Source organism: Bacillus sp. FSL H8-0545, assembly GCF_038006105.1.
Taxonomy (GTDB): Bacteria; Bacillota; Bacilli; order Bacillales; family Bacillaceae_G; genus Bacillus_A; species Bacillus_A cereus_U.
Window position 1 is genome coordinate 3,306,877 of the sequence record NZ_JBBOUO010000001.1, and the last position, 13,327, is coordinate 3,320,203.

Genomic DNA, 13,327 nt, shown 5'->3' on the forward strand with positions numbered 1-13,327 from the left:
TTATTTCACCTCAATCGGTTCCTTAACCAATTCCCCGTTAAGAGACCAAGTTTTTGCTTCCGTTACTTTTACTTTCACAAGCTGACCAATTAAAGATTTTGAAGCAACAAAGTTGACAAGTTTATTCGTACGTGTGTATCCTGCAAGTACTTCAGGGTTATTCTTACTTTCTCCATCAACTAATACTTCTACAATTTGTCCTATATAGCGCTTATTCTTATTAACTGCATATTCATTCACTAGTGTATTTAAGCGTTGTAATCGCTCTTTCTTCACTTCCATCGGCACATTATCCTGCATTTTTGCAGCTGGTGTACCTTCACGCGGAGAATAAATAAATGTAAATGCCGTATCAAATCCTACTTCACGATATAACGACATCGTCTCTTCAAACTGCTCATCCGTTTCATTTGGGAAACCAACGATAATATCAGTCGTTAGTACTGCATTCGGAATGGTCTCTTTAATTTTTCGTACAAGCTCTAAATAGTGTTCTCTCGAATATTTACGCGCCATAATTTTAAGCATATCTGTACTACCAGATTGAACTGGTAAGTGGATATGTTCTACTAGGTTACCACCTTTTCCAAGAACATCAATTAAATGATCATCAAAATCACGTGGATGGCTTGTTGTAAAACGAATACGTGCGATATCGATTTTACGAAGTTCATCCATTAAATCGCCAAGACCATATTGTATATCTTCAAAGTCTTTACCGTATGCGTTTACGTTTTGTCCAAGTAACGTAATTTCTTTATAACCGTTCGCAGCTAAATGGCGAATTTCTTTAATAATATCTTCTGGACGTCTGCTGCGCTCTTTTCCGCGTGTATACGGTACAATACAATATGTACAGAACTTATCACAGCCATACATAATATTTACCCAAGCTTTAATATCACCACGACGTACTTTCGGAAGGTTTTCAATTACATCCCCTTCTTTTGACCAAACTTCAACTACCGTCTCTTTTGAGAACATTGCGTCCTTTAAGATATACGGTAATCTATGAATATTATGTGTACCAAACACCATATCTACATGCTGATTTTTTTGCATAATTTTATTTACAACAGATTCTTCTTGAGACATACAACCACATACACCAATTAAAAGATCCGGATTTCTTCGCTTTAATGATTTTAAATGACCAAGTTCACCGAACACTTTATTTTCAGCATTTTCACGAATTGCACAAGTATTTAATAAAATCACATCTGCCTCTTCAGTTGAAAAAGTTGGCTCATATCCAAGTGTTGTAAAAATCCCAGCCATTACTTCTGTATCATGTTCATTCATTTGACAGCCGTATGTACGAATGTAAAACTTTCTTCCTGCGCCAAAATTGCGGAACTCTTCAGGTAAGCCAAAATCTCGTTCAATTTTAACTTCTTCTTTCCCACGCTTTTTCGCCAATTTCAAGGAAGGTGGTTGGTATACACTTTCAAAGTATTTACTATAATCTTTCTCTTCTTTTTTCGTAGAGGAATTTGCTTGTCGACTTGCTAATCGTTGTTGCTCGTTCATCGGTAATCTCCTTTCACCCTTAACTATACACACTCTGTAGTCCATTTTAATGCGCTTAGCCCCATCTCAATGATGTTAGATAGCTTGAGAGATAACTTGCCCTTTGAAACTTGAGTAATCGATCTAATCATCCGTAAGAATGAAGTCTTCCCCACACAAATAGACATTCCCTTTTATTATTTCATCTTGTCCTATTGAAAAGCATATTGCTTTATCCCTATACACATTATCATAGTATAGAGCCTTTAGCCAACTTTAACGAAGAAGAAGCCTTATCCTATATTACATTTCACAGTTAATGAACATGCTATTTTTATACAACGATTTATATATTATTTTATCATTCTGAATTTTCTAAGTAAACAAATCTATTAATTATTTTTATTCACTCAAAAAGAAGGTTGCCAAGTGGCAACCTTCTCTCCGATCATTACATAAATTCAGCAACAAGCTCATCAAACATTTTCTGATCCATATTTAAATCAGCTTGCACTAAAGGCTTTTCACTATAGTCTTTTACAAGCTCTTGGTAAGAAGGCTGCTTTGTATTTTGATAAATTAAACCTGTTACTAACCCGTTCTTTTCCATTAATGTTTGCATAGCCATCATGCGGTTAGATGGATCATATCCTTCTACTGTACTTAGTTTCGTTAAATTCTCTTTAAACCAATCATAAGTATTTACTTTATTGTAAGTAACACATGGACTAAATACATTAATTAATGAAAAGCCTTTATGGTTAATACCAGCTTCAATAATTTGCGTCAATTCTTTTAAATCACTTGAAAAGCTTTGCGCCACAAATGTCGCACCAGCTGTTAAAGCCATTTCCATAACATTTAGTGATGGTTCAATTGAACCTTGTGGTGTACTTTTCGTTTTAAATCCAGCTTCACTACGTGGTGAAGTTTGACCTTTTGTTAATCCGTAAATTTGGTTATCCATTACGATGTACGTAATATCAATGTTACGACGAATAGAATGGATCGTATGTCCCATACCAATCGCAAAACCATCACCGTCACCACCGGATGCAATAACTGTTAAATCACGATTTGCCATTTTCACACCTTGTGCAATCGGAAGAGCACGTCCGTGAATACTATGCAAACCATATGAATTAATATACCCTGAAATACGACCTGAACAGCCGATACCAGAAATAACAGCTAGCTCATCTGGATTTAAACCAACGTTAGCTGCCGCACGCTGAATCGCAGCCTGCACCGAGAAGTCTCCGCAACCTGGGCACCAGTTTGGTTTTACACTGTTACGAAAGTCCTTAAATGTTGCCATTTAATACAACCCCTTTTTTACATTCGTTGTAAATCTCTTTCGGCAAGAATGGATTTCCATCGTATTTTAAAAGATTAGAAATTTTCTCACCATTGCCAAGATTCATTTTCATAATGTTAGCAAGCTGACCAGTTGCATTGTTTTCTACTACTACAACACGCTTCGCTTTTTTCACAAGTGGATCGATTTCAGCTGTTGGGAACGGATGAATTAAACGTACATGGGCATGGTTTACTTTCATTCCTTCTTGTTCCAAACGCTGCATTGCCTCTTCGATCGCACCACGAGTTGAGTTAAAGCCAACTAACAATACGTCTGCGTCATCATGCTTAGCATTTTTGTAAATAGGGGTATTAAACTGCAAGTTCGCCATTTTACGGAAACGTTTGTCCATTTGATCTTTACGATTTAACGCTGATTCAGATGGTTTACCCGTTTCATCATGTTCTACACCTGTAACATGGTGAATACCATTTTTCATACCAGGTAAAACACGTGGTGAAACTCCATCTTCTGTTACTTCATAACGCTTGAAGTATGCTTTATTTTCACGTTCTGGTAATTCTATTTCTAAATCAAGCTTACCGCGACGAATTTCAACTTTATCTAACTTAAGTGGTTCTACTGTTTGCTTTCCTAAAGAAAGCTGTAGATCTGTTAAGAAGATAACAGGCACTTGATATTCTTCTGCTAAGTTAAACGCTTCTACAATATCATAGAAAGCTTCTTCAACTGTACTTGGCGCCATTACGATTTTTGGAATTTCACCATGCGTTCCGTAAATCATAGCCATTAAGTCAGACTGCTCTTGTTTTGTTGGTAAGCCCGTACTTGGACCACCACGTTGTGTATCAATGATAACTAGTGGTGTTTCAGTAATACCTGCTAAACCAATTGCTTCCATCATTAATGAAAGACCAGGACCAGCAGATGCTGTTAATGTACGAACACCAGCGTAGTTTGCACCGATCGCCATTGTACAAGCTGCGATTTCATCCTCAGTTTGGATTACTGTTCCGCCGACTTTCGGTAACTTTTTAATTAAATATTCCATAATTTCAGATGCAGGTGTGATTGGGTATGCGGACATAAAGCGAGCACCACCAGCTACCGCACCAAATGCGATTGCGTCGTTTCCAATCATAAACATGCGTTTCTTACCATCAGCTTTTTCAAGCTGCATCATGTTTACTTTCTCACCAAGCAATTCTTTCATATATTGAGAGCCGCGTTTAATTGCTTCCATATTCTTTTGAACGACTTGCTCCCCTTTACGACCAAAGATTTCTTCAACAACCTCTAAATAAGCTGTTTCGTCTAACCCTAATACCGAACTAGATGCCCCAACAGCAACCATATTTTTCATTAATGATGTGCCTAACTCTGAAGCAATATCTGTAAACGGTATCACATATAGATTTACATCTGTATTATCAGGTATTGTTGGATTAAATTTCGCATCCGCAACTACAATTCCGCCCGGACGTAGTTCGTGGAAGTTAAAATCAATTGTTTCTTGATCAAAAGCAATTAAAATATCTAAATCATCTGAGATCGCGCGTACTTCTGTTGTACTTACACGAATTTTATTATTTGTATGGCCGCCTTTAATACGTGATGAGAAGTGGCGGTAACCGTATAGGTAATATCCTAATCGGTTTAATGCAATACAGAAGATTTCCCCTGTACTTTCAATTCCTTCACCTTGTTGGCCTCCAACTTTCCATGAAAGTTGACTAATCATCTCCTACACCCCTTTTGGCTGCATTCATTGTAGTGTATTTTTTTACAGTATTAGTTTAGCATTTTTTATGCAAATAAACTACAATGGACGCAAATTATGCCTCTTCTGATTTCCCTTAATCTTTAGTATAATGCTATTTCGTTCACCATTCTAGTATTAGGTCTTAAAAAAATCAATAAATTACCGCGAGTAAAATTTATTTTTTCTGATTTTTTAGAAATTAATAATCAGAAAGTAATACAGTCAATAAAATTTTTATACAAAAAATGCTCTACCATTGATTCACTATACTTTTTACAAAGTTGGTTAATTATATTTTCATAATCCCTATATGCTTCTACACCTACAACAGTTTCTAAAATCCCATCAAAATCAGAACCAAACCCTATATTTTTTTCTCCACCTAATGAACAAATATATTCCACATGCCTTAATATATCTGCTATATTCGCTTGTCTTTCATTCGTTAAAAACTGTGGTACGAAAGTAATACCAATAATGCTATTTTTCTTTATAAGAGCTCTTATTTGTTCATCGGTTAAATTGCGTGGATGCCCACAAAGTTGATAACAGTTTGAGTGAGATGCAATTGGGTTTTCAGCAATTTCTATAACATCCCAAAAGCTTCTTTCATTTAAGTGAGACACATCCGTCCATAAATGTAACGTATTAAGTTCTTGTACAACCTGTCTACCAAATGTAGTTAAACCTGCCCCACGTGCCTCTAGCGCTCCATCCGCTAACAGATTGGCATAGTTCCATGTCAATCCAAAGGAACGTACACCTAAGCGATAAAACAAACGTAATTTCATCGCTTCTTTTCCAATTGCTTCGCATCCTTCTAATGTTAATAATGCTCCAATCTCGTCCTGTTTTAGCATGTTAATATCGTTTTTTGTCTGAATAAACTTCATTCCTGGTAGCGATAAAATTTCATTATGAAAAATATCTATCATTTGCAGCGCAACTTCAAAACGTTTTTCATACGCTACTGTTTCTGGTACATATATAGCAAAGCATTGTATACTTCCTTTTCTTTTCTTTAATTGTTCAAATGTAATATGTAATTGTGAATCGTTTTGAAAGTCTTTTTTCCCCTTTGCACTCCATAACTGAAAGAGTACATCGCAATGCGCATCAAAAATTTTCATTTTCATTCCTCCATTACAAAAACAACCTGTTTGCATACATGCAAACAGGTTGTTTCAACTTAACGAGGTTCTACAATTAATTTTATTGCTGTACGCTCTTCACCATCAATCATAATATCTGTAAACGCTGGGATACAAATCAAGTCCAAACCGCTAGGCGCTACAAATCCTCTTGCAATTGCTACTGCCTTTACCGCTTGGTTCAATGCACCTGCACCAATAGCTTGAATTTCTGCTGTTCCGCGTTCGCGAATAACACCTGCAAGTGCACCAGCTACAGAATTAGGGACCGACGTTGCTTTAACTTTTAATATTTCCATTCCGCGTTTCCTCCTCGTTTCTATAAAAAGTAATAGCAATTATTTCACTTTAACTTATATTCACGAGGAATGACACGTATTCCTGCTAAATCCCTGTAATTTTTCTAAAAAATTAAAATATAAAAAATTCTCTAACTTTTCGTTAAAAATCAATCAAAAAACGGCTGGTCATCATTAATTAAAATACGCTCAATTTTCTTCGCTTTCCCTGTATTAGGATCCACATCAATTAACACTGCACTTAATTGCGTTCTACCATTCGTCACTTCAAAACGTACTGGTAAGTTCGTTAAAAACTTCTTCAATACCGCTTCGCGATCCATACCTAAAATCCCATCATATGGGCCTGTCATACCAACATCTGTAATATAAGCTGTTCCGCTTGGTAAAATACGATTATCAGCTGTAGGAACGTGTGTATGTGTACCTACTACCGCTGTAGCACGACCGTCTACGTACCAACCTAACGCCTGCTTCTCACTTGTTGTTTCAGCATGAAAATCAACAAAGATAATGTTTGTACGTTTTTTTGCAATGCTGATCAACTCATCCACTTTACGGAATGGACAATCGATTGGAGGAAGGAAAGTACGTCCTTGTAAGTTAATAACTGCAACTTCTGTTCCATTACAATTTACAAAGATAAGCCCTTTTCCCGGCGTCCCTTCTGGGAAGTTAGCTGGTCTTGCAAGATATTTTGCATCATCAATAAACTCAAATACTTCACGGTTATCCCAAGCATGGTTTCCAAGCGTAACCGCTTGTGCCCCGCACTCTAAAAAGTTTCGATATATTTTTTCCGTAATTCCACGTCCACCCGCAGCATTTTCTCCATTAATAATTGTTACTGTAGGTGTATATTTTTTCTTTAAAGCCGGTACGTACTGTTGAATCATGTCTCTACCAGGAGATCCTACTACATCCCCAACAAATAATATTCTCATATGTCTTACCCTTTCTATGTACTACATTTTTTATTACCATACTATAACGTGAAGCTATTTTCTTACAACAGTTACAATTTATCTATTATAAGTTTCTTTCACTTGCATACTGCTCATAAAGTGAAACTATAATCAGTGGGGCGTTAACGGGCAGTTTATCCCCCACCTAATTTCTTTGCTCAAGCCGAATTTTGAGGTGGGAGTTTTACTACCCGTTAACGCGGGATAAATAGTTTTTTTATTTTACCCAATTCCAACACAAAAAAATAAAGTGGTGTTTCACCACTTTATTTTGCGTATTCCACTGCACGTGTTTCACGAATAACAGTTACTTTAATATGTCCTGGATAATCCAGTTCATTTTCAATACGTTTTCGAATATCACGAGCTAAACGATGAGCTTCTAAATCATCAATTGTATCTGGTTTTACCAGAATACGAACTTCACGTCCTGCTTGAATTGCGAAAGATTTTTCTACGCCTTCATAAGACTCTGAAATTTCTTCTAACTTTTCAAGACGACGAATGTAGTTCTCAAGCGTTTCACTACGAGCTCCCGGTCTTGCAGCTGATAATGCATCTGCTGCAGCAACTAGAACTGCAATGATAGAAGTTGGTTCTGTGTCACCATGGTGAGATGCGATACTGTTTATTACAACAGGATGCTCTTTATATTTCGTTGCGAGTTCAACACCAATTTCAACGTGACTACCTTCTACTTCATGATCGATTGCTTTTCCGATATCATGTAATAGACCAGCACGTCTTGCTAGTTTTTCATCCTCACCAAGCTCCGCTGCCATAAGTCCAGTTAAGTATGCAACTTCCATAGAGTGTTTTAAGACGTTTTGTCCATAACTTGTACGGTATTTTAAACGACCTAAAATTTTAATTAAATCTGGATGTAAGCCATGAACACCCACTTCAAACGTTGTTTGCTCTCCGACTTCACGAATATACTCGTCCACTTCACGTCTTGATTTTTCGACCATCTCTTCAATACGCGCTGGGTGAATACGTCCGTCCTGTACTAGTTTATCAAGAGCGATACGAGCTGTTTCACGACGAATCGGGTCAAATCCAGATAGAATTACCGCTTCTGGTGTATCATCGATAATAAGGTCAATACCTGTTAACGTTTCTAACGTACGAATATTACGACCTTCACGTCCGATAATACGTCCCTTCATTTCGTCATTTGGAAGATTTACAACCGAAACGGTTGTTTCAGCAACATGATCAGCTGCACATCTTTGCATTGCAAGAGATAAAATCTCTTTTGCCTTCTTATCCGCTTCTTCTTTCGCGCGAACTTCACTTTCTTTTACCATAACGGCAATTTCATGAGAAACTTCACTTTCCACTTTACCAAGAATAATTGCTTTCGCTTGTTCGCGGGTCAGATTGGAAATGCGCTCTAATTCTGTTTGTTGCTTTTGAACTAACTCTCCCACTTTGCTTTCCAACTCTTCAATCTGTTGTTGTTTCGCTACAAGAGATTCCTCTTTCTTTTCTAACTGTCGCTCGCGCTTATCGAGCGTTTCGTCTTTACGATCAAGGTTCTCTTCTTTTTGCATTAAACGATTTTCTTGTTTTTGTAATTCGCTTCTACGGTCACGAATTTCTAATTCAGCTTCTGTACGAAGTGTATGAATTTCATCCTTTGCTTCTAAAAGCGCTTCTTTCTTAAGTGCTTCAGCATCACGATTCGCTTCGTCTAGAATACGTTTTGCTTCATTAGCTGCACCATTAATCTTCGCTTCAGCAATAGACTTTCGAACAAAAAAGCCAACAACTGCACCGACTGTTGCAAGCAAAATGGAGATGAGTATCCAAACTGTACTACTCATGATTTCACCTCCCCTTGCTATGAATGAAAAAAGACTGTCGGCATGTACATTGAATTACAACGTACAGCAAAGACCGTCGTCCCGCTTTTTTAAGGGACTTTCTTCATTTCACAATTAAAATGTCATATTATTATTTCGGCAAGATTTAAGTCTTACTCCGAATATTACTTCTCTTCTTGAGAAGAGTGTATCGTATATAAGAAAAAATATACATTCTCATTGTATCTATCGCAATTTTCATTGTCAAGCGTTGTCTACTTTTACTTTCTTTACCTTCAGCCCTGAATCTTATATGGATTAAAAAAACAGACGGCATATTATCCTGGAAAACCTTAGAAAATCCCAATTCATTCACTTAAAATATATGAATATTCCCCTTTACACATAGCCTTTTGGACAGAATAAATATTTTATCTCCAGCTATATACAACGCTTTCATAGTGGATTAAAAAATAAAAGACACGGTCCCGTGTCTTTTATTTTTTAATCTTGACGAGTTGAATCTTCCGTGTCTTCAACACCAGAGTTTTCACCAATTCCGTGATGTTCACGAACAAAGAAGGCAATTTCCTCTCTTAAATCCGTATTCTCTTTTAAGAATTGCTTCGAATTTTCACGACCTTGCCCTAAGCGTTCTTCATTATAAGAGTACCAAGCACCGCTCTTTTGAACGATATCAAGTTCAGAAGCCATATCTAAGATTTCACCTTCTCTTGAAATACCTTCTCCGTACATAATATCAACTTCAGCAACGCGGAATGGCGGTGCTACTTTATTTTTAACTACTTTTACTTTCGTTTTATTACCAACGATGTCATTACCTTGCTTTAATTGCTCAGCACGACGTACTTCAAGACGGACAGTTGAATAGAATTTCAACGCACGACCACCTGGAGTTGTTTCTGGCACTATCTATAGATTTTCCATTTCTATAGTCCGGACTATCTCTTCATCTCTTTGCAGAGAGCCTTGCACTTCCAGCAGTAGCCTATCATCTGCCGTACCCTACTCAGTTAACTAAAAGTCCTTTTCGGTAGTCTCTACACCTTCCCCATATAACTATGGAGCTTGGCACGGTATTACCCTAATAAAATGGTGGGCTTCACCGTTAGCAACTATATGAATAGTTACACCCTTAGGCAATAAGGTTCACAAGGTTTTTTAACATGCTATCACTAGCAAGGGAAACCCAGAGTAAACTCCTTAATCTTTTGCAAGACTTTTTCTTTATTTGCTAACTCTTCTTCATGTATAACGAGATATTTATAGCAGCTCTCTTGCATAAATAAAAGTTTTCTTTTATCTCGTTCTTTTATTTTTTTGAGTGAGTGTGCCCATTTCCCATGGACATCTAAACAATATTTTCTACCTAAGTAGAAATCAATAGACCACTTATCGATTCTTTTTTGCTTAATGAATGCCAGATTTAAACTTAACAACATCTGTTCAACTTGTTGTTCAAGTAAAGTATCATAGTTTTTCTTCCTGACCCTCATATTAAGTTCTTTTCTTCTTTTAGCAACACACGTATCGGATACGCCATACTTAACAGCAATTTCAACATGTGATAAATATGGATTTCTCAACTCTTGTTCAACTTCTGCGGTTTTAGGCAAGTAAATTTTCCTGTGTCTGGTTCTTTTAATTCCAAGTAACTTTAAAATTTCACCTACTCGCCTTTCATCAAGATTAATTTCTTGACCTATATCTCTCAATTTTCTATCCGCATGTATCACAATAAAATCCACTTGCCATTGTTCTATGTTTCGATAAGTTCTATTTCCAATTGTCACTGCCACTTTAATCTCTCCTTATAAGAAATTCCTTATAAAGACTTAGTCGAAGAAGACAAATAAAGATTCAAGTACATTACTTTGATTAAGCAACTTGTGATTGATTTCCGAACATAACCCCAACTTTTTCACGAATTTGGTTGATAAAGATTGCGATTGTTTTTGATTTGTTGATTGCACCTGAAAGTTTACGAAGTGCTTGTGACATTAAACGTGCTTGTAAACCAACGTGAGAGTCACCCATGTCCCCTTCGATCTCAGCTTTCGGTACAAGAGCTGCTACAGAGTCAATTACGATAATATCAACCGCGCCACTTCGTACAAGTGCTTCTGCGATTTCTAGTCCTTGCTCCCCTGTATCAGGCTGTGATAATAGTAATTCATCTATGTTAACACCTAATTTTTGTGCATATACAGGATCCATTGCATGCTCCGCATCAATGAACGCTGCTTGTCCACCTTGACGCTGTACTTCCGCGATTGCGTGTAATGAAACTGTTGTTTTACCTGAACTTTCAGGTCCATAAATTTCAATAACACGACCACGTGGGTATCCGCCTACCCCTAGTGCCACATCAAGTGCTAAAGAACCACTTGAAATTGTAGAAATTCTACGCTCCGCTTGTTCTCCTAATTTCATAATTGAACCTTTACCGAATTGCTTCTCTATTTGTTTTAACGCCATATCTAATGCCGCTTGACGATCGCTCATTCAAAATTCCTCCTTAACTAAATTGCTAATCTTATTATACCTATTTTCAATTCAATTTGCCAACAAAAATCGAACATTTATTCGATTTTTTTATTTTAGATCGAATAAAACTAGGTTGTCCAACAAAAAAAACTAGAAGAAATTTATATCTCTTCTAGCTTTTTAAATAAATGATAAAATCCATATTTTGTAGAGCGTTCTCTAATTTGTTGACGACTTCCACTTAAATTAAGCGAGAAGACTACAGCTGGTTCATCTTTAATCGCCAATCCAATAAATACGGTTCCTGGTTCTTTATACTCTGAAGCATCCGGTCCTGCCACCCCAGTGAAACTAATCCCGATATCTGCTTTTAACAGTTTCTTTACATTTTCAGCAAGATAACGAGCACACTGTTTACTAACCGCGCCGTCAGTGCGTAACACTTCTTCAGGCACATGTAAAATTTGTTGCTTCACATCATTTTGATAACAAATGACACCGCCTTTAAATACAGACGAGACGCCAGCATTTTCTGTTACTTGATTTCCAAAAAGACCACCTGTTAAACTTTCTGCACATGCTAAAGTTAACCCTTTTTCCTTCAATAGCCTTATTGCCTTGTAATGAAGGAAATCTTGGTCATATCCGTAGAAAAATTCTCCTACTCTTTCTAAAATCAAATCTTCCACATACTGAATCAGTTTCTCCGCCTCATCAGCATTTTGATGTTTGGCAGTTAAACGTAATGTCACTTCTCCATCATTTGCGAGTGGTGCAATGGTTGGGTTCGTTTGACCATCAATTAAATCTTGAACTTTCACTTCTAATTGAGATTCCCCAATACCAAAAAAACGAAGAACACGAGAATAAATATTTTCCCCCGTTGTAAACTTACATAAAAAAGGCTCTACGTAACTTATATACATCGGCTTCATTTCTTTTGGTGGTCCTGGTAATAAAATATAAACTTTTCCGTTCTTATTTAACCCCATACCAGGCGCCATACCGTGATCATTCGCAAATACAGTCGATCCATTTAAAACGAGCGCCTGCTTTTTATTATTCTCCGTAAATTCACGGCCTGTACGCTTAAAATAATCGCTTATCGATGTTAATGCCTTTTCATCATACACAAGCTCTTCATCTAAATTAGATGCTATTGTTTCTTTCGTTAAATCATCTTTTGTCGGTCCTAATCCACCTGTAAAAATGAGCATATCAGCTCGTTCTTCAGCCAATTCAATTGCCTTCTGTAATCGCTTGTTATTATCCCCAACAACAGTATGGTAGTACACGTTAATTCCGATTGAAGCTAACTTTTCAGATAAAAACTGGGCATTTGTATTTGCAATTTGTCCAAGTAATAATTCCGTTCCAACCGCAATAATTTCAGCATTCATCCCAATTCCCCCATAAACTTCTATTTTGAGTTTACAAAAGCATCTTTATTTTTCCAGAAATAATCCCATCCTGAAATAACGGTAAAGAATAATGCAATCCATATGAAAATATCTGCAACTGGAATATGAAGTAAACTTAACGGTACATCATGTAATAAGTATGCTGCAATCGCAATAATTTGTGTCCATGTCTTAATTTTCCCTAGCTGATTTGCTGCAACTACTTCCCCTGTCCCAGCAAGCACAAGGCGTAAACCTGTTACTGCAAACTCACGGCTTATAATTACAATAACGATCCAAGCAGGTACATATTGCATCTCTACCAATGTGATAAGTGCTGCAGAAACAAGTAATTTATCTGCTAACGGGTCAAGAAATTTCCCTAAATTCGTTACAAGATTATATTTTCTTGCATAATATCCATCAATCCAATCTGTAGCTGAAGCAATTATAAAGATTAGTGCTCCTACTAAATGTTGAATTGGTAAATTGACATCACCAATTGTATATGAGCCCCAGTTAAAGGGCGCTAGCATAATTACCATAAAAATTGGAATTAAGCAGATTCTAGATATTGTAATTTTATTTGGTAAATTCACAGCTA

At 36.8% G+C, this 13,327-nt stretch carries 11 protein-coding genes and 1 pseudogene; all 12 read right to left on the minus strand.

The window, feature by feature from the left end; all coding sequences use genetic code 11:
- A complete protein-coding gene (miaB, locus tag MHI07_RS17245) occupies positions 1 to 1,530 on the minus strand; it encodes a tRNA (N6-isopentenyl adenosine(37)-C2)-methylthiotransferase MiaB (protein ID WP_016100344.1) in 1,530 nt (509 codons plus the stop codon).
- A 430-nt stretch (positions 1,531 to 1,960) separates the two neighbouring features.
- A complete protein-coding gene (locus MHI07_RS17250; protein WP_002088040.1) occupies positions 1,961 to 2,827 on the minus strand; it encodes a 2-oxoacid:ferredoxin oxidoreductase subunit beta in 867 nt (288 codons plus the stop codon).
- Positions 2,814 to 4,571 (minus strand): 2-oxoacid:acceptor oxidoreductase subunit alpha, encoded by a 1,758-nt coding sequence (locus tag MHI07_RS17255; protein WP_002160764.1) that lies wholly within the window; start codon positions 4,569 to 4,571, stop codon positions 2,814 to 2,816. Before MHI07_RS17255 ends, MHI07_RS17250 begins: the two co-directional genes overlap by 14 nt.
- Before the next feature lie 227 nt (positions 4,572 to 4,798).
- Positions 4,799 to 5,722 (minus strand): dipeptidase, encoded by a 924-nt coding sequence (locus MHI07_RS17260; RefSeq protein ID WP_340825363.1) that lies wholly within the window; start codon positions 5,720 to 5,722, stop codon positions 4,799 to 4,801.
- Between the two features lie 59 nt (positions 5,723 to 5,781).
- Entirely contained in the window at positions 5,782 to 6,042 is a 261-nt protein-coding gene (gene spoVS / locus MHI07_RS17265; protein WP_000404341.1) for a stage V sporulation protein SpoVS, read from the minus strand.
- 149 nt (positions 6,043 to 6,191) lie between these two features.
- The gene (locus tag MHI07_RS17270) at positions 6,192 to 6,986 is read right to left on the minus strand and encodes a TIGR00282 family metallophosphoesterase (protein WP_002014601.1); all 795 of its coding nucleotides are present in this window, start codon (positions 6,984 to 6,986) and stop codon (positions 6,192 to 6,194) included.
- A 287-nt stretch (positions 6,987 to 7,273) separates the two neighbouring features.
- Positions 7,274 to 8,836: a ribonuclease Y gene (gene rny, locus MHI07_RS17275; RefSeq protein ID WP_002160762.1), complete on the minus strand. Its 1,563-nt coding sequence runs from the start codon at positions 8,834 to 8,836 to the stop codon at positions 7,274 to 7,276.
- A gap of 483 nt (positions 8,837 to 9,319) precedes the next feature.
- A complete protein-coding gene (locus MHI07_RS17280) occupies positions 9,320 to 9,745 on the minus strand; it encodes a recombinase RecA (RefSeq protein WP_002111333.1) in 426 nt (141 codons plus the stop codon).
- Positions 9,746 to 10,011: 266 nt separating this feature from the next.
- Positions 10,012 to 10,635: a topoisomerase I gene (locus MHI07_RS17285; protein WP_340825367.1), complete on the minus strand. Its 624-nt coding sequence runs from the start codon at positions 10,633 to 10,635 to the stop codon at positions 10,012 to 10,014.
- Between the two features lie 97 nt (positions 10,636 to 10,732).
- Positions 10,733 to 11,341, minus strand: a pseudogene (gene recA / locus MHI07_RS17290) (recombinase RecA); the annotation flags it as partial.
- Between the two features lie 143 nt (positions 11,342 to 11,484).
- Complete coding sequence (locus tag MHI07_RS17295; protein ID WP_215579428.1) at positions 11,485 to 12,723, minus strand: competence/damage-inducible protein A; 1,239 nt, start codon at positions 12,721 to 12,723, stop codon at positions 11,485 to 11,487.
- 20 nt (positions 12,724 to 12,743) lie between these two features.
- Positions 12,744 to 13,322: a CDP-diacylglycerol--glycerol-3-phosphate 3-phosphatidyltransferase gene (pgsA, locus tag MHI07_RS17300; protein WP_016105953.1), complete on the minus strand. Its 579-nt coding sequence runs from the start codon at positions 13,320 to 13,322 to the stop codon at positions 12,744 to 12,746.
- Positions 13,323 to 13,327: the final 5 nt, after the last annotated feature.